15 protein-coding genes and 3 pseudogenes are annotated in these 17,402 nt (G+C 68.9%); 7 read left to right on the forward strand and 11 right to left on the reverse strand.

Going from position 1 to position 17,402, the window contains the following annotated elements; all coding sequences use genetic code 11:
* Nucleotides 1-132: 132 nt before the first annotated feature.
* On the reverse strand, nucleotides 133-1,140 hold the full coding sequence (locus EDD93_RS37735; protein WP_260256122.1) for an iron-siderophore ABC transporter substrate-binding protein: 1,008 nt from the start codon (nucleotides 1,138-1,140) through the stop codon (nucleotides 133-135).
* A gap of 149 nt (nucleotides 1,141-1,289) precedes the next feature.
* Nucleotides 1,290-2,639 carry a lysine N(6)-hydroxylase/L-ornithine N(5)-oxygenase family protein gene (locus tag EDD93_RS37740; protein WP_123531217.1) on the reverse strand — a complete coding sequence of 450 codons (1,350 nt, stop codon included), beginning with the start codon at nucleotides 2,637-2,639 and terminating at the stop codon, nucleotides 1,290-1,292.
* Nucleotides 2,640-2,888: 249 nt separating this feature from the next.
* Between EDD93_RS37740 and EDD93_RS37745 the strand changes: the two genes are divergently transcribed.
* Nucleotides 2,889-3,836: a methionyl-tRNA formyltransferase gene (locus tag EDD93_RS37745; protein ID WP_123531219.1), complete on the forward strand. Its 948-nt coding sequence runs from the start codon at nucleotides 2,889-2,891 to the stop codon at nucleotides 3,834-3,836.
* Between the two features lie 179 nt (nucleotides 3,837-4,015).
* Nucleotides 4,016-5,080, forward strand: coding sequence for a lipoate--protein ligase family protein (locus tag EDD93_RS37750; protein WP_185092664.1), 1,065 nt, complete (start codon nucleotides 4,016-4,018; stop codon nucleotides 5,078-5,080).
* A 45-nt stretch (nucleotides 5,081-5,125) separates the two neighbouring features.
* Here EDD93_RS37750 and EDD93_RS37755 read toward each other — a convergent pair whose 3' ends face one another.
* A complete protein-coding gene (locus EDD93_RS37755; RefSeq protein ID WP_123531224.1) occupies nucleotides 5,126-6,586 on the reverse strand; it encodes an amidase in 1,461 nt (486 codons plus the stop codon).
* Nucleotides 6,587-6,792: 206 nt separating this feature from the next.
* On the opposite strand from EDD93_RS37755, the gene EDD93_RS37760 reads away from it, so the two are divergent.
* The gene (locus tag EDD93_RS37760; RefSeq protein WP_260256123.1) at nucleotides 6,793-7,461 is read left to right on the forward strand and encodes a hypothetical protein; all 669 of its coding nucleotides are present in this window, start codon (nucleotides 6,793-6,795) and stop codon (nucleotides 7,459-7,461) included.
* A 34-nt stretch (nucleotides 7,462-7,495) separates the two neighbouring features.
* Here EDD93_RS37760 and EDD93_RS37765 read toward each other — a convergent pair whose 3' ends face one another.
* Nucleotides 7,496-7,858, reverse strand: coding sequence for a hypothetical protein (locus tag EDD93_RS37765; RefSeq protein WP_123531226.1), 363 nt, complete (start codon nucleotides 7,856-7,858; stop codon nucleotides 7,496-7,498).
* Between the two features lie 239 nt (nucleotides 7,859-8,097).
* Here EDD93_RS37765 and EDD93_RS37770 point away from each other — a divergent pair, with 239 nt between their 5' ends.
* The 3 genes from EDD93_RS37770 (at nucleotide 8,098) to EDD93_RS37780 (ending at nucleotide 11,113) form a co-directional block, all read left to right on the forward strand.
* Nucleotides 8,098-8,871, forward strand: coding sequence for a hypothetical protein (locus EDD93_RS37770; RefSeq protein ID WP_123531228.1), 774 nt, complete (start codon nucleotides 8,098-8,100; stop codon nucleotides 8,869-8,871).
* 335 nt (nucleotides 8,872-9,206) lie between these two features.
* Nucleotides 9,207-9,560 carry a PRC-barrel domain-containing protein gene (locus tag EDD93_RS37775; protein WP_123531230.1) on the forward strand — a complete coding sequence of 118 codons (354 nt, stop codon included), beginning with the start codon at nucleotides 9,207-9,209 and terminating at the stop codon, nucleotides 9,558-9,560.
* 284 nt (nucleotides 9,561-9,844) lie between these two features.
* Nucleotides 9,845-11,113: a sodium:proton antiporter gene (locus EDD93_RS37780; RefSeq protein ID WP_260256124.1), complete on the forward strand. Its 1,269-nt coding sequence runs from the start codon at nucleotides 9,845-9,847 to the stop codon at nucleotides 11,111-11,113.
* A gap of 94 nt (nucleotides 11,114-11,207) precedes the next feature.
* Here the strand turns inward: EDD93_RS37780 and EDD93_RS37785 are convergent, their stop codons facing one another.
* The 7 genes and pseudogenes from EDD93_RS37785 to EDD93_RS37815 form a co-directional block, all read right to left on the reverse strand.
* Nucleotides 11,208-12,209, reverse strand: coding sequence for a TIGR03842 family LLM class F420-dependent oxidoreductase (locus EDD93_RS37785; protein ID WP_123531232.1), 1,002 nt, complete (start codon nucleotides 12,207-12,209; stop codon nucleotides 11,208-11,210).
* Nucleotides 12,210-12,219: 10 nt separating this feature from the next.
* Nucleotides 12,220-12,855, reverse strand: a pseudogene (locus tag EDD93_RS37790) (amidohydrolase family protein); the annotation flags it as partial.
* A complete protein-coding gene (locus EDD93_RS40890) occupies nucleotides 12,756-13,328 on the reverse strand; it encodes a transposase (RefSeq protein WP_123531234.1) in 573 nt (190 codons plus the stop codon). The pseudogene EDD93_RS37790 and the gene EDD93_RS40890, both read right to left, overlap by 100 nt.
* A gap of 29 nt (nucleotides 13,329-13,357) precedes the next feature.
* Nucleotides 13,358-13,797, reverse strand: a pseudogene (locus tag EDD93_RS37800) (transporter); the annotation flags it as partial.
* Nucleotides 13,798-14,213: 416 nt separating this feature from the next.
* Complete coding sequence (locus EDD93_RS37805; protein WP_260256125.1) at nucleotides 14,214-15,248, reverse strand: MBL fold metallo-hydrolase; 1,035 nt, start codon at nucleotides 15,246-15,248, stop codon at nucleotides 14,214-14,216.
* A 265-nt stretch (nucleotides 15,249-15,513) separates the two neighbouring features.
* Entirely contained in the window at nucleotides 15,514-15,633 is a 120-nt protein-coding gene (locus EDD93_RS40770; RefSeq protein ID WP_311318356.1) for a hypothetical protein, read from the reverse strand.
* Between the two features lie 189 nt (nucleotides 15,634-15,822).
* On the reverse strand, nucleotides 15,823-16,890 hold the full coding sequence (locus tag EDD93_RS37815; protein WP_123531237.1) for a ferritin-like protein: 1,068 nt from the start codon (nucleotides 16,888-16,890) through the stop codon (nucleotides 15,823-15,825).
* A gap of 304 nt (nucleotides 16,891-17,194) precedes the next feature.
* Here EDD93_RS37815 and EDD93_RS37820 point away from each other — a divergent pair.
* Nucleotides 17,195-17,350: pseudogene (locus EDD93_RS37820) on the forward strand (ketol-acid reductoisomerase); the annotation flags it as partial.
* Between the last annotated feature and the right edge of the window lie 52 nt (nucleotides 17,351-17,402).

A 17,402-nucleotide genomic window follows, 5' to 3' on the forward strand; every position in this document is an offset into this window, starting at 1 on the left:
GTCAAACATCGTACGAAATGGCCTTTCCCTGATGATGTGGGCAAGGAGAGGACGTCCCGTCCGATGGCGTGCCGGGCCGGCACGCCATCGGACGGGCACCCCTGTTCGGTCCTGCTGAGGTGGGGCGGCGGGCTACTTGACCGAGGTCAGCAGCGGCACGATCTCGTCGATCGCGTAGGGGATCGAGAGGACCGTGTTGAAGGAGAACGCGGCGCCGATGTCCGGGTCCTGGTAGGGCACGAACAGATCGCGCTTGTCCTTGCTGACCTCGAGGTTCTTGTAGAGCGGCTCGGCCTTGATCCGGTCGTTGGCGTCGGTGCTGGAGGTCACCCAGACCAGCCGGTCGACGTCGAGCACGTTCAGCTTCTCGGAGCTGAGTTCGGCGGCGTTCCAGCCCGGCTTGGCCAGCTTGTCGATCTCCGGCTTCAGCTTGAAGCCCAGCTCGGAGAAGAAGATCGACTTGGGGTCGGTCTTCGTGAACGCCGAGTACTTGCCCGCCTCGAAGCTGTCGGCCACGGCGAGGGTCTTGGCGGCGAACTCGGGGTGCTCGTCGCGGACCTTCTTGAAGTCGGCGTCGATGCCGGTGATCAGCTTCTCGGCCTGCGCCTTCTTGCCGAGCGACGCGCCGATCTGCCGGGTCATCACCTGCCAGGAGGCCCCGTAGTCGGGCAGGTCCTTGGGCTGGGCGACGACCTTGGTGAACTTGGAGAGCGTGTCGTACTGCTCCTTCTTCATCCCCGAGTACTGGGCGATGACCAGGTCCGGCTTGAGTGCGGCGATCTTCTCCATGTTGTACTCGTCGCGCTCACCGACGATGTCAGGTGTGTCGGAGCCCCACTTGGCCTTGGTCCAGGGCCACTTGCCGTACGGCTTCTCCTTGAACCAGTCCACCGAGCCGACGGGCTTGGTGCCGAGCGCGAGGACCGCGTCCTGGTCCGAGAGGCCCAGGGTGACGATCCGCTTGGGCTCCGACTCGATCGTCGTGCTGCCGTACTTGTGCTGGACCGTCACCGGGAAGGCACCGGACTTCGCGCCCGACCCGGCCGAGGCGCTGGACGAGGCCTTGTCGTTGCCGCCCCCACAGGCGGCCAGAGCGACGGCGGCGACCGCCGCGACCGCCACTCGGGGTGCGAATCTCACGAGCCGCGTCGGAGCGGGGCGTGTACCAGTGGACACGGATGTTCCTTTCAGGGGGTTTTCACTGTGCGTGCCGGGCCCGCCGCGTACGGGCGGCGGGCCTGGCGAGATGTGGGGGGGCGGGCCGATGGCGGACCGGGAACAGGGGCGCGTCAGGGCGCGGCGAGGTCCCCGGCGAGCGGGCGGGGCGCGTCCGAGGCGTTCTTCAGGCCGCGCTCGACGATCGAGTCGAGGATCTCGCCGACCCTGATCGCGGTGTTGGACAGCAGCGAGGAGGTGATGCCGTGGGTGTGCTCGGTGCCGCCCTGGAGGTAGATCCCGCAGCGCAGTTCGTCGTCGGTCGCGATGCGGTAGTCGCGCTCGACCCGGACGCGGCCCGCCTCGTCGCGGTGGCAGTGCCGTGCGACGTCACCGAGGAGGCTCAGGGGCTCGACGGGGCTGTACCCGGTGGCGAGGACCACGACGTCGGCCTCCAGCGTGCTCTCCTCGCCGGTGACCAGGGAGGTGACGGTGGCGCGGACCTTGTCCCCGTCCTCCTCGACGCCGGTCAGCCGGGAGATGTTGATGAAGTGCAGCCGCTCGGTGCCGAGCACCTTCTCCTGGTACGCCTGGCGGTACAGGTCGTCGATCAGGTCGATGTCCACCACGGAGTAGTTGGTGTTGCCGTGGTAGCCCATCAGCTTGCGCTTGACGTCGTCCGGGGCGGCGAAGTACTCGTCGACCGCTTCCGGGTCGAAGATCCGGTTGGCGAAGCTGCTGTCGTCGGCCGGGCTGTAGCCGTAGCGGGAGAAGACCGCGCAGACCTCGGCCTGCGGGAAGCGGCGGTGCAGGTAGGCCACGTTCTCGGCGGCGCTCTGGCCGGCGCCCACCACCACGAACCGGGCCGGGTCGGTGCCCTCCAGGGAGTCGACCTTGGCCAGCAGGTCGGAGTTGTGCCAGACCCGGTCGGTGCGCTCGACGCCCTCCGGCATCAGCGGGCGCAGCCCGGTGCCGACGACGAGGTTGCGGGCACGGTGGACCACCGTCTCGTCGCCCGAGCGGGCCGTGACGTCGACGTACTCCACCACCCCGTCGACCAGGACGGGTTCGACCGAGACCACCTCGTGGCCGTACGACACCATGTCGTCGACCTTCGCCGCGGCCCACTCGAAGTAGTCGTGGAACTCCACGCGCAGCGGGAAGAGGTTCTTGCCGTTGACGAAGTCGATCAGCCGCCCCCTGCTCTGCAGGTAGCGCAGGAACGTGTACTCGCTGGACGGGTCCCGCAGCGTCACCAGATCCTTGAGGAACGACACCTGCATCGTCGCGTCGTCGATCAGCATGCCGCGGTGCCAGCCGAAGGCCGGCTGGCGCTCGAAGAACTGCGCCGTGACCGCCTCCTGCCTCCCCACTCGCGCGTTGTGCTCGCTGAGCGCGATCGCCAGGGCCACATTGGACGGCCCGAAGCCGATTCCTATGAGGTCGTGGATCAGAGGTGCGTCGCCAGGATCAACCTGTGACATGTCACTCCCATCGTGCGGGACAGCCGCCTGTCAGGCGTGGACGAAAAGAACGGGACGCGGGCACACCGAGAGCGGCAGCCAGTCGAACTTAGGTAAAGCTAACCTGACTTCGACGAGTCTGTCGACCAGACAAAAGCGGACTAATCACCAGGTGCCCTACCTAACGCGCCGCAAATCAGGGCCCGTTGCGTCATTAGGTAAGGCTTGCTTTACTTGGCGTCGATCATTCGCTCACCTGAGGAGGAACCCATGCGGGTCGCCATGTTCGGTTACCAGACCTGGGGCCACCGCACCCTGCGAGCCCTCCTGGAGTCCGAGCACGACGTGGTGACGGTCGTGACGCATCCCAAGAGTGAGCACGCGTACGAGAAGATCTGGAGCGATTCCGTAGCGGACCTGGCCGAGGAGCACGGCGTCCCGGTGATCATCCGCAACCGGCCCGACGACGAGGAGCTGTTCCAGCTGCTCCAGGAAGCCGCTCCGGACATCATCGTCGCCAACAACTGGCGCACCTGGATCCCGCCGCGCATCTACGACCTGCCCCCGCACGGCACGCTGAACGTCCATGACTCGCTGCTGCCGAAGTACGCCGGGTTCTCGCCGCTGATCTGGGCGCTCATCAACGGGGAGACCGAAGTCGGCGTCACGGCCCACATGATGGACGAGGTGCTCGACGCCGGCGACATCGTGGACCAGCGCGCGGTGAAGGTCGAGCCCGCCGACACCTCCGTGGACCTGTTCCACAAGACGGTCGACCTGATCGCACCGGTCACCATCGGCGCGCTGGACCTGATCGCCTCCGGGCAGACGGAGTTCACCCGGCAGGACCGCTCGCAGGCGACGTTCTTCCACAAGCGGGCCGAGGAGGACATCCGCATCAACTGGGACTGGCCCGCCGAGGTGCTGGACCGCCTCGTCCGCGCCCAGACCTCGCCCTACCCGAACGCCTTCACCTTCCACCGGGGCAAGCGGCTCGAGGTGATGTCCGCCGTCGTGTCCGACGGCAGGTACGGCGGCACGCCCGGCCGCATCTTCTACCGCGAGGGCGAGGGCGTGGTGGTCGTCGCCGGCGCCGACGCGCGCACGGGCCTCAACCACGGCCTCGCCATCACCCGGGTGCGGACGGAGGACGGCCGGGAGCTGCCCGCGACCGAGTACTTCACCGCCATGGGCGGATACCTCACCAGCCGCCCCTGAGCACCGCGGAGCCCGGCCGCCGGCCCGCACCGCACCGGCGGCGGGCTCCGGCGTGCCGCCGCGCGCCGGTGCCCGCCCCGGGGGCGGCCGACGCGGGATGATGTGGACCCAGAAGCGCGTTTACCGGTGCGTGCGTCCGGCTCACCCCGCGAGCCGTTCCCCGAGGTGGAGGCATGACTGTGCACGGTGAGTACAAGGTCCCCGGCGGCAAGCTCGTCGTGGTGGACCTGGACGTCGAGGGCGGCGCGCTGCGCGACGTACGGGTGGCCGGGGACTTCTTCCTGGAACCGGACGAGGCGATCCTCGCGATCGACGCGGCGCTGGAGGGGACCCCGGCCAACGCCGGCACCGCCGACCTCACCGCCCGGATCGACGCGGCGCTGCCCGCCTCGACCGTGATGTTCGGCCTCACCTCGGAGGGCGTCGCCGTCGCCGTGCGCCGGGCGCTGGCGCACGCCACCGAGTGGAGCGACTACGACTGGCAGCTCATCCACGAGCAGCCGCAGTCCCCGGCCCTGCACATGGCCCTCGACGAGGTGATCACCGCCGAGGTCGCGGCCGGGCGCCGCCCGCCCACCCTGCGGGTCTGGGAGTGGGACTCGCCCGCCGTGATCATCGGAAGCTTCCAGTCGCTGCGCAACGAGGTCGACACCGAGGCCGCCGCCCGGCACGGGGTGACGGTGGTGCGCCGGGTCTCCGGCGGCGGGGCGATGTTCGTGGAGCCGGGCAACACCATCACGTACTCCCTCTCCGTCCCCGACTCGCTCGTCTCCGGGCTCTCCTTCGCCGACAGCTACGCCTACCTGGACGACTGGGTGCTCGAAGCCCTCGGCGACATGGGCATCAAGGCCTGGTACCAGCCGCTCAACGACATCGCGACCGAGGTCGGGAAGATCGCCGGAGCGGCCCAGAAGCGCGTCGTGGGCCACGACGGCGGGCCGGGCGCGGTCCTGCACCACGTGACGATGTCCTACGACATCGACGCCGACAAGATGCTCGACGTGCTGCGGATCGGCCGCGAGAAGATGTCCGACAAGGGCACCAAGAGCGCGAAGAAGCGCGTCGACCCCCTCCGCCGCCAGACCGGCCTCGCCCGGGGCGTCGTCATCGACAACATGATCGAGTCCTTCCGCACCCGCCACGGGCTCACCGTCGGCAAGGTGAGCCCGGAGGAGCAGGACCGGGCCGAGGAACTCGTCCGCACCAAGTTCGGCACGGCCGGGTGGACGGCCCGGGTGCCGTAGGTCCGCCGGCCGGGGACGGTCCGCGCCGGGCGGCGGACGCCCCGGTCAGGGCAACGGGAGCGCGGCCGGCGGGCGGTGTTCGTACCAGCGCCGGTCGGCCTCCAGCTGGGCGGCCAGCGAGATGAGCCGCTCCTCGCTGCGGGAAGGCCCGAGCAGCTGGGCGCCGACGGGGAGCCCGTCCGAGGTGAACCCGGCGGGGACGTTGATGCCGGGCCAGCCCAGTACGTTCCAGGGCCAGGCGTACGGGCACGCCTCCGTGATCGCCACATCGGTGCGCCAGGCGCTCAGCCCGTCGAAGCTGCCGATCCGGGGCGGCGGGAGGGCGGTCGTCGGGGTGAGCAGCACGTCGAAGCCCGATCCGGCCCGGCCGCGCGCGGGGTGGAACAGCGCCCCGATCCGGCGGTGCTGGCGCAGTTCGCGCTCCCTGGCCGCCCGCACCACCCGGCCGCCGAGCCGGGTGCCGGTGCGCAGGGCGCTGCGGGTGCGTGCGTCCAGGAGCGCGGGGTCGGGGTGCAGTGCGGCCAGTTCGGCGATCCCCGCCGTGGCGCGGGGCACGAAGCCGAGGCCGATCAGCCCGTAGCGGGGGCGGGCCTCCTCGACGTGGTGGCCGAGCGCGGCCAGGGCCTCCGCGAGCTCGGCGACGGCGCGCCGTACCTCCGGGTGGGGCGCGGTCCTGGTCAGGGTGAGCGGCGGCCGCCAGGCGACGGCGATGCGCAGCCGGCCCGGGTCGCGGCGGGCGGCGGCGCGGGCCTCGACGGGCGGCGGGCGGTGCGGGTCGTCGGGGTGCGCACCCGCGACGGCGTCCAGGAGGAGCGCGGCGTCCGCGACGGTCCTGGCCAGCGGCCCGTTGACGGTGAGGCCCTGGAAGGCGTCGCTGTGGGGGTGGACGGAGATCCGGCCGCGCTGCGGTTTGATGCCGACGAGGTGGGTCCAGGCCGCCGGGATGCGGACGGACCCGGCGCCGTCGGAGCCGAGCGCGGCGGGCACCAGGCCGGCGGCGACGGCGGCCGCCGATCCGCCGGACGATCCGCCGGGGGTGTGGTCGGTGTTCCAGGGGTTGCGGGTGGCACCGAAGGCCGGGCCCTCGGTGAAGGGCCACTGGCCCAGTTCGCAGGAGTTGGTCTTCCCGACGATCACGGCCCCGGCGGCCCGCAGTCTGCGTACGGCCTCGCTGTCGGCGGTGGCGGCGGGCAGCTCCCCCGCACAGCCGAAGTAGGTGGGCATCCCGGCGACATCGGTGTCGTCCTTGACCGCGACGGGCACCCCGAGGAGCGGCAGCCGCTCGCCCGCCGCCAGCCGGCGGTCGGCCTCGGCCGCCTCGGTGAGTGCGGCCTCGGCGCGCAGGTGCCGGAAGGCGTTGAGGGTGCCCTGGCTCGCCTCGATCCGGGCGAGGGCCTCGGAGACCAGCCGCGTAGCGGTGGCGCGCCCGTCCGCCAGGGCCCGTGCGCTGTCGGCCAGCCCGGCCGGGGCCGCCGTATCCGTCTCGATGGACTCCGCTGAGGACATGTGCTGCCCGCCTCCCTCGTGCCGTCAGGTGAGCGCACCTGTCCGCCCGGTCGCTACTGGAGGGTAACGAGTCGGGGCGGTCCGCTCAACCGTTCGGCGGACAGTGTCCGCAGCGCTTGCTAGGTTCGCTGCCGGAATCTATGGGCCGCGTACGGGGCGACAGCGCCGTGGACGGTCATGAACGACGAAGGCACAGGTGGGGACGCGTGGGGGCGGAGTTCGCGGGCGAGTTCGAGACGCATCTGACGGTGTGCCCGGTCCCCGGGCGCGGCACGGGTGATGCCGAGGAGTCCGCCCGGCTCGGGCGCTGGGCGGCGGAGCACGGTCTGAAGTTCACCCGCATACTCCTGGACCGGGGCGCCGTCCGCGACCAGCCGATGCTGACCGAACGGGGCCGTGGCTCCCTCAGCGGGCGGCGAGCCTCGGCGCAGGTCCGCTCGGACGCGCTGCGTGCGGCGGGATTCACCGTCGTACGGGTGAAGATCGAGGCCGCTCCGTGGAACGAGGACGTACCGAGGACGGCCGGGGAGGCCGTCGCGCTCGATCCCCTCTGCCACTTCGAGCACCACATCAAGCTGCTGCTCGGCGGCGAGGCAGAGGTCACCGCCGCCCGCTCGGTGGCCGTCCGGCACGGCGCACACCTCTCGCGAAACGCCCGGCGCGCCGTCGGCGGGGGCCGTCACGAACGGTTCGTCACCCAGCGCTGCCACGCGGTCGGCCGGGCGGGGGCCCGCGCCAAGCTCGACGCGCTCCTCGCCGCGCTGGGCGCCGCCGGCCTCCAAGTGCTGGAGTGCGAGGAGGAGTTCGTGGTGCACGACGACCGTCCGGCACTGGACGCGGGGTGGATCGAGGAGCGGCCAGGATCGCGGGCGTGAAGCCGGCCGTGCGCCGGCCCCACGCCCTACCGTCCTACGGCTGCACCGTGATCTCACCGATGCCGGTGCCGAGGCCGGCGCAGTGCGCGGTCGACTGGCCGGACTGGCCCGGGTTGAGCGTGACGTGTTCGCCGTCCACGTCCGGGGACCAGCCGCAGACCAGGTGCACCCAGAAGGTCTGCGTCGTGGAGCCGTTGTTCCGGCACAGCGCGTAGCCGGTGTAGTCGTCGACGGCGTGCTTGCCCGTGTCGCAGGACAGCCCCGGGGGCGTGGCCGCCGCAGCGGCGGCAGCGGCGGTCGTGGCCAGGCCGGTGGAGGCCGCGAGCGCCGCGGTGAGGCCCGCGACAGCGGCGCCCCGGAGCACGGTCGCGGACAGGTTCCGCATGGTCTTGTTCATGGTTTCCTCTCGGTCGTGACGAACCGGCCGCCCTCGTGGCCGCCCCTCGGGCGACGACGGCGGTCTGACGGCGGGCCCTGGCTCCCCTAACCGCAATCGCCGCAGGACGTCACGCCGGCTACCCGTCCGGGTGGCGTTCTCCCGTCGGGCGGCGGCCCCTGCCCCGGCGTACGCTCGAAAGACCGGACTGCGGACCTGAACGCCCGCACTACCCCGCCATGACCCTTCGAGGAGGCGACGTGACCGGTCCACACCTCGGTACCCGCCCGGCCGCATGGACCGCGGCGATCGTGCTCTCCGTCACCGGCGGCGGCCTCGTCGGCGGCGGCGTGGCACACGCGGACGACATCGGCACGCTCACCGCCCAGCAGATCGCGGACCGCGCCCGCGACGCCCTGCTCGACGCGCACTCCATGCACCTGAGCACGCACGGTGACCTCGGCCGGGACAGTACGCCGATGTCCCTGGAGCTCACCCTGGACCGGAGCGGCAACTGCGACGGCTCGGTGGACCTCGGCAACAGCCAGGGCTCGGTGGAGATCGTCAAGCGCGGCAACGACGTCTGGGTCAAACCCGACGCGGACTTCTGGAAGAACCAGGTCCCCGACGGCGGGCAGGCCTTCGCCGCGATCCTGAACGGCCGCTACATGAGGGCGTCGGCCACCGACTCCCGGCTGCTCCCGCTGACGAAGGCCTGCGATCTGGACACCTTCCAGAAGCTGGTCAGCGACAACGCGGACAACGAGACGGGCACCCTCAACAAGGGCCCGAGGACGACGCTCGGCACGGAGCCGGTCATCCCGCTGACCAGGCTGCGGGACAACACGACGATGGTCCTCTACGTGGCGGCCACCGGAAAGCCCTACCCCCTGCGGCTCACCCTCCAGGGCGACGGGGCGGACGCGACCGTGGACTTCTCCGCCTTCGACAAGCCGGTGCCCACCTCCACCCCGCCGCCGGACCAGACGTTCGACATCAACGCCCTGCTGGGGCGTTCCACGGGGACGGCCTGAAGCCCGTAGGTACCGCCCCACTCCGCACGGCACGCCGTGCGGCAGGCCGTGTCCACAGCAGGGATTCACGGCACTGCGGGTCCGTTGGGGAATCGACGCATCAATTCGACGAATACCGTGGCCGGGACGACAGCAATACCTGCCGGACACCCCACCCGGGCATCGCACCGTCTCACGCGTCGCAGCGAAGAGGATCTCCTGCCATATACGTGTGTGGGGTCCAGGATGCAGGGCACCCGAAGTTCTGAGAGCGCGTCACCGCCTATTCCGGAGACGCCGACCGACTCCACTGTTTCGACGGTGGAGCAGGAAGAATCTCAGTGAGGGAGCAATGTATGAGTGACAGCATCTGGGGCTACCAGCCGACCACGGGCCACACGGCGGGAACCGACCTCATCGGATACAAGGTCGAGGCCACCGACGGCAGCATCGGCAAGGTCGACAAGCACTCGGACGACGTCAACTCCGCATATCTCGTCGTCGATACGGGCCTCTGGATCTTCGGCAAGCACGTTTTGCTGCCGGCCGGCACGGTACGCACCGTCGACCAGGCCGAGCGCAAGATATTCGTCGACCTGACGAAGGACCAGATCAAGGACTCCCCCGAGTTCGACAAGGACAAGCACGTCGGTGACGCCGGATACCACGAACAGATCGGCGGTTACTACGACAGCTACCGCCGCCGCTGACATCGCGGCACCGTCCACAAGCCAGGGTCGGCCAGCAGTTTCTGGCCGGCCCTGGCTTGTGCGGGAACGGGTATCCCGCACTCCGCCACAGCCCCGACGTCAATGACGTTCCTGCTCTTCTCCCGATTCGATCCTCATCGTGCGCCCGGGACAATTCGATCTGGGCCGCCTTTCTTTATCGCCCCCTGTCCGCCGGGCTGCCGCTCCGACGGAATGAATTCCACCGGTCTCATGTGCGGGCGGGTGCGGGGAGGTTCCGCGACAACCGAAAGGAGCGGCCGGACGTGGTAACCACCACCGGTGCCGTGTACGCCTGTCTCGGCATCGGCGTCCTGCTCGCCGCGGTGCTGCCCAGACTGCTGTTCCGGCTGCCGGTCTCCGTTCCGATGGTGTTCCTGGCGGCAGGTACGGCCACGTACTTGCTGCCGCTGCCTCTTCCCTCGGTCGACCCCGTCACGGACCGGATCTGGGTGGAGCATCTCACCGAGCTGTGCGTCATCATTTCGCTGATGGGCGCGGGGCTGGCCATCAACCGTCCGTTCGGGTGGCGCCAGTGGTCCACGACATGGCGGCTGCTCGGATTGGCCATGCCCCTGACGATCGGCGCCACCGCGCTCGCGGCCTGGTGGCTGCTCTCCTGGCCGCTGTCCGTCGCGCTTCTGCTGGCCGCCGTACTCGCACCCACGGACCCGGTACTCGCCTCCGAGGTGAGAGTCGGCGAACCCACGGACGCCGAGTACGACGAGGACGAGGTGCGCTTCGCGCTGACGAGCGAGGCCGGCCTCAATGACGGGCTCGCCTTCCCCTTCGTCCTCGCCGCCGTCGCGCTGGCGGAGGCCGGCGGAGGCCGGACTACGGGTTCGCTCGCGCACTGGGTCGTGAGCGACGTCCTCCTCAGGCTCGGCGTCGGCGTTGCGGTCGGCGTCGGCGCCGGCCTGCTGCTCGGACGGATGGCCTTCCGGTCCGGCACGCGATCCCTCCGGCTCTCCGAGAACGGAGGAGGCTTTGTGGCGCTGGGCGCGACGTTCGCCTCCTACGGCATCACCGAGTCCTTGCACGGCTACGGCTTCCTCGCCGTGTTCGTGACTGCCTGCACCGTGCGCAGGTTCGAACACGGCCACGGCTACCACAAGGTCCTGCACGAGTTCACCGACCAGATCGAGAGGCTGCTCATGGCGGTCCTGCTCTTCGGAGTGGGCGCCTTCGTGGCGACGGGCGCCCTGAGCCACCTCACCTGGCGGGGCGCCGCCGTGGGCCTGCTCCTGCACCTGCTGATACGCCCGGCGTCGGGGTGGCTCGCACAGTTCGGCGGGCGGGGCGGCCGGAAGGAGCGCCTGGTCACCGCGTTCTTCGGGATCCGCGGAATCGGATCCCTCTTCTACCTCGCCTACGCCTTCGGAGAGGGCGACTTCCGGACGTACGAGAACGAGATGTGGTCGGTGGTGGTCTTCACCATCCTGGTATCGGTCCTTCTCCACGGCGCCTCGGCGCCTCCGGTGATCGCCCACGTCGACAGGCTGGGTGACAACGCACCGCGGACCCGCGCCGGGTGACCAGCCGTCAGTTGTCGCCACGGTCCGGCCGGTGCACCCGGCCGCCGCCGTTCACGGCGGGGGCGCGGGGCGGCCGGTGGCCCGGTGGGGGCGGTCAGCCGGACAGGGCGGGGATGATCTCGGCGCCGTAGGCGTCGATGGTGGCCTCGCGGGCATCGTGCATGTTGTACACGGCGAACTGGTCGACGCCCAGATCGCGCAGGGCCCGGAGCTTCTCGATGTGTGCCGCCGGTGGCCCCAGCAGGCAGAACCGGTCGACGATCTCGTCCGGTACGAAGGTCGTGTCGGGGTTTCCGGCGCGGCCGTGGTGACTGTAGTCGTAGCCGGAGCGTCCCGCGATGTAGTCGGTCAGCGCCTCGGGGACGAGCCCGGAGTGCTCGCCGTAGCGGGTGACCAGGTCGGCCACGTGGTTGCCGACCATGCCGCCGAACCAGCGGCACTGATCACGGGCGTGGTCGAGGTCGTCGCCGACGTAGGCGGGTGCGGCGACGCAGATGGTGACGGAGTCCGGGTCACGGCCCGCCCCGGCCGCCGCGTCCCGGACCGCTTTGATCATCCATTCGGTGAGGAAGGGGTCCGCGAGCTGGAGGATGAAGCCGTCGGCCTTCTGCCCGGCCAGCGCGAGCGCCTTGGGCCCGTACGCGGCCATCCAGACGGGCAGCCGGCCGTCCTTGATCCAGGGGATCTGGATCGGCCGCCCGTCGACCAGGGCCTCACGCCCCTCCGCGAGGTCGCGGATGGCGTCCATCGCATCGCTCAGTCTGGCCAGCGTGTTGGGGCTGCGGCCCGCAACGCGCATCGCGGAGTCGCCGCGGCCGATGCCGCAGACGGTCCGGTTGCCGTACATGTCGTTGAGAGTGGCGAACGTGGAGGCGGTGACCTCCCAGGTGCGGGTGGAGGGGTTGGTGACCATCGGGCCGACGATGAGGCGGTCGGTGTGTTCGAGGATGCGGCTGTAGATGACGAAGGGTTCCTGCCAGAGCACCGCCGAGTCGAAGGTCCAGCCGTAGCGGAAGCCGTTGCGTTCCGCGCGGCGCATCAGCCCGACGACGGCCGAGGCGGGCGGGTCGGTCTGCAGGACGAGTCCGAAGTCCATGCCAGATCTCCTAGTCCAGGTACTGACACGTGGCGCGCGGGGTGTACATGCCGTGTCCCGCGCGGCCGGTGATCGTGCGGCGGTCGATGACGACCTCACCGCGCGAGAGCACGGTCTCCACCTGCCCGGTGAGCCGCTTCCCCTCGTACGCCGAGTAGTCGACGTTCATGTGGTGGGTCCGGGCAGAGACGGTCTGCACGGCGGCCGGGTCGTAGACGACGAGGTCCGCGTCGGCGCCGGGGGCGATGGTGCCCTTCTTGGGGTAGAGGCCGAACATCCGGGCCGGTGAGGCGCAGGCGATCTCGATCCACCGGCGGCGGGAGATCCGGCCGTCGACGACCGCCTGGTGCAGGAGGTCCATCCGGTTCTCGACGCCCGGCATCCCGTTGGGGATCTTCGAGAAGTCGCCCCGTCCCATCTCCTTCTGCCCGGAGAAGCAGAACGGGCAGTGGTCGGTGGAGACGACCTGGAGCTCGTTGTTCCGCAGGCCCCGCCACAGCGCCTCCTGGACGTCGACGGCGATGCCGTTCTCCGCTTGCATCATGATCAGGTCGCCGTTGGACTCGGCCCGCTGCATGGCGCGCAGGATCTGGCCGTCGTCGCTGTAGAAGACGCCGGGGCAGGCCATGAACAGCTTGAAATGTGTGCGGGCGCGCCCTCGAAGGTAGTGGCGTCTCTCCCGGCCGCATCGCAGTTCGCGGGGCCGCCCAGGCGCGGGTCGAAGATGCCCGTGATGTGGAGGTCGGGCAGCCCGTAAAACGGTGGAACCGGTGTACCGCCGTAGTCGCCCAGTGCACATACCGCCCTCTCCCAAGCTCCGGTCTTCAGGTACTCAAGGGCACGCTGGTAGAGGCTCTGTGGGCGCTGCCCTTGAATGACGTGCTCCGGCAGATCTTTCCACATGAGGCCGTGCCGAACCTCGTGCAACGACGCCTCAAACGCGAGTCGCGGGGGAACAATCCTGGACTGCCTCTTGGGTCTTGGGAAGAGGTCCTCCACAGATGTCCACTGCTCATCCGTGAGCGTCGGTGGCACCGTGCGCGTGTGCTTCTGGAACCAGGCTTCGAAGGGGCAGCCGGCGTTACGGAGGGCTCCGGGAACGCTACTGGTCACAAGCACTCGGACATCGAGGAGTTCTAGGAGGGCGCGCTTCTTGTCAACTGGAAGCCGGCATGCACGTCGTAGCGGGTGAAGTCACCTGCGATACAAATCAGGCGCGGACCGCTCCACAGGACCTGGGACGCCTCCGAGACCCCGAGCTGGTCGCGGACAAGGGGCTCGAACTCGGCCCGGTGGCCCATCAGCCACGCCAGGTAGAACAAGCCCTGGTTGATGACGCAGGCGTCCGTACCGCGCTTGTACTCCACGAACACCGGCGACCCGTTCTCATCCAACCCGGGCGAATCGATCCGGCCCCCGTGCACCGGCCCAGTCCCGTACTCGCTCGCCAGGAACCGCACCCCAACAGCGTCTGCGTACGCAACTCGACGAGACCCTGCACATCAGCCTCGATCTCAGCGAGACGCGGCATGACCTCGGTCATACCGCTATTGGTCGTATCCGTACGGAACAGCCTCAGGCCCGGCACCTTCCCCTCCTCGGCTCGGAGATCATCAACGCCGGGGAAGGTGGAATTGTTGCCGCGAGAGGCTTCGGGGGGGAAGGCCATATGAGACCCTACGTACGACCCGACCGAAGAGCGCACGCGTCCCCCGTTCACCGGGAAATCCAAGATCCCATGCGTCCCCCACGCCCCTGGGGACAGCACCCGGATGCTGCGTTTACACAGGTCAGCCCTCATAGCTCAGCGAATAGAGCACGTGCCTTCCAAGCATGTGCTCTGTCCACCCGACCGGCTGCAGAGAAAGGGCCGGCTCGCCTTCCAGAAGCAGGTAACCACACCGAGCGGTGACCTCTGCGCATGGTGGACCGCCCTCTACGTGGCCAACGGGGGCGAGGCCTTAGACAGCCCGCCTACGTCCCATCGGCGGACACCCGGGTGCGTCAGGGGTGGATGCCGAAGGGGCCGAGGAGAGCCGCGTTGATACGTAGTGACTCCAGCAGCGTGGCGGCATGGTCGGCGGTGTAGACGTCGGCACCGGCCAGTTTGCCGGTGTACTTCGCGGCGACAGGGTCAGCTGCACGACGGGCGACGGCGTCGAGGTAGGTCTTGAAGACTGCCCAGGAGTTGCCACTCGGACCATACTTGTCGACGTACGGGGAAGGATCCACCGTTTCTATCGCATTGCGCACGGCTGTATCCAGGTCGGAGAGATACGTCTTTTGGATCTCGGCGTCGGTCCGGCTGCCGAGACGGCCGAGGTGGCCGCCGATCAAAGTTTGCCAGGGGTACTGCATCGCCACATCGTGAGCTTCCAACCAAGCAGGAACGCTTTCGGACATGGCCAAGTTCTTGAACGGCACCCAGCCCGGGAAGAAGACGTCCACGAGCATCAGTGCCTTATGGCCGGGCGCGTAGATGTAGATGTTGTCGGGCGAGTGATTAGGTCCGTGGTGGGCCAGTTCCAATCGTTCGCCTCCCACTTCGAGGACGAAGCGGTCGTCGAACGTCTGCGTCGGAAGCGGGCGGTTCGGGTCCCTGTCTCGCTTGAGCAGGGCGTGGGTCTCCGAGTGCCCGATGCGCAGCACGTGCTTGCCGAGGATGGCGGACGCGCCGATGTGGTCGGCGTGAGAATGCGAGTAGATCAAGTGTGTGATCTTGTTTGGCATGCCGTTCGCCTTCGTGACGTCTCTGACGGCTCGCAGCAGATTGTGGCCGAGCGTGGGGGGCGCGTCGACGAGCACAACCCCATCACGGGTCGTGAGGAACATGGCCTGATAGTTGGTATCGGTGATCCAGAAGAGGTTGCCTCGAATGCGGCCCACGTAGTAGCCCTGCGCGTTCGGAACAGGGCCGAGCGCGTGCGCGGGCACTGGCGCGTATTCCGGCAGAGTGTCCCCGTCGTCCGCGCGTGCCGGAGTCGTTATGGAGCCGCCGAACAGCCCCGCTGCCCCCGGAACAGCGGCAGCGATCGTCATTCCCTTGAGTAGGCCCCTGCGAGTGGTGGGGCTTGCTGACTTGGCCCTGATGGTCATGGCTGATGTCCTTCCGTGAAAAAGAGTTGTGTCGTTCTTCGCTGTGGGCGCTGATCGGTTCGTATGCCGGCGCGGATCTGACAGCGTGCAAGGCTGCGAGGCAGCACTATGGAGACGCGACAACCCTGGGGTCCTGGCAATGCCGGTAACGGTGTGGTCATGCTGAACCAAACACACAGGGGCGCGTCACACGTGATCGGCGGAGCTCTCAACGGCCCGGTCGGTTGCTGGGGCCTCCGCTCTTCCGGACAGCACCGCACCGCAGCAGCAGAGAGTCCGCCGCGAGCAACGCCTGGTCGACGGTGCGCGCCTCGATCGTGACGCACAACGTGTAGGCGCGTCCTTCACAGTCCGGCTCGTACGGCCCGTCGGGCAGACGTCATGCTCGGTACGGGCTGCCGCGAATCGGGTCCTCGCGAGGCGCACTTCCTTCTCCACCGCAACAATCGTGCGGTTTTCCTGTCTCCTGACTGAGGCACAGTTCCGCGACGCTGTTCCGGTGGCGAGGGGAACCGGGTCAACCGCGATTTTCACGTGCGACGTACTCGAAGGTGGGACCCGCGACTTGCCCGTCGCCGTCCTGCAGGGCCATCAGGCTCGATGCCTGCCCCTTGATCGCGTACATGGTGCCCACCGACATACCAAGCATCGCCGGGTTGCCGTTGAACGCTTGCTCGAGCTGTTGCAGCATCTTGCAGTACGTCAGGTTGAATGCTTCCTGCGCGACGCGGATCGCGCTGCCCTCGGAGTGTTCCTCGATCCGCGGGTTCGGGCGCACCGGGCGGACACCGGCAGGGTCCACGGTCACTATGTCGCCGGTGGGGCCGGAATCAGGCGTGTCACCGGGTTGATAGCGCCGTCCCAGGGCGAGTTCCTTGAAACGGTAATAGTGGGACGCCGCCTTTGTTCCGGGGCGGAACAGGTCCGCGTCCTCGTCCCAGACGTCGGCCCTGGCCGCGCCTTCGCCCTGCTCCACGATTTCCTCCAACGCCGCGAGGGCGGAATCGAGACCGGTGACCGGATCGAGGCGCCCTGCCGTGTGGGCGAACGGACCACCAGCGACCTGACGGGCGGGATTCCCCGTGAAGACCGCCTCTTCACCCAGTTCGGCGCACAGGCGCCGTAGCCCCTTCTCAATCGCGTCGTAGAACTGGCCGATCGTCTCGTAGTTGTCGGCCTCGGCAGGATCTTCCGGAAGCGCCGGTCGTTCGATGCGGAGGAACATCTCCAAAGCCTCCTGCCCGAACGGCAGGAGGGACAACTCGATGGAGGGGTCGGCGTGGGGCATCGTCCGCGGGTGTGGAAGTAGCAAATGCGGCGCGTCGAGACAGGGCTGTCCGCCTACAGCATTGAGGAGGTTCGCCGCCAGGGCGAGATGAATCATCTCCTCGACGAAGACGCCACCGATGAGCTGTACGGCGTCGGGGTTTCGCTCCGGATCAAGGGAGTAGAGGGCCGTGAGATAGGGGGGCAACGTGGCGTGTTCAAGTTCAATGGCCCACTGCAGATGCCTGCGCAGGTCTTCCAGTGTCGCGATGTCTGTCGTCGAGGGAGCGTCGGAGGTGTCGGGCGGATTCTGCAGCATGGGGACAGGCTCACCTTCAGTGTCGTAGGCGCCGGGGATCTGTGACCGCCGTCGGCGGTGACTCGCGTCCCGGCCGGGACGGCGAAGGTGTCCGACCTCCGCCGGAGGGGCGCACCCCTCTGTTCACCTCGTTGACAAGGCAAGCGACCCATCTGTGACACACGCTCAATGTGAGACAGTGTCACAGGTGCCTCTCGGCAGAGACCTCGCTGTTCATGCGCCTTCTGTGCCGCCCTGGCGTTGGGCTCTCCAGCCCCCGTCTTCGCTGTTCCCCTCCCCAATCCGCTGTCGGCGAGCATGCTGCGACGCCACCTTCGCCAAGAACTGGATGGCCGAGTACCACTGGCGGCCTGAAGAAGTACAACGAGTACAAGAGACGGCCGACAGCGAGCACCTGCTGGAGACAGCCGGCAAGGAGCTGCGCAAGCTCGCAAGCTGGGTGGACAGCGAGGAGGGGTAAGCCGCGTGACGACGGGCCGATGGCAACGCCGCCCGCACCTGGTGGGCGAGAG

Origin of the sequence: Streptomyces sp. 840.1, assembly GCF_003751445.1 — a bacterium.
Lineage (GTDB): Bacteria > Actinomycetota > Actinomycetes > Streptomycetales > Streptomycetaceae > Streptomyces.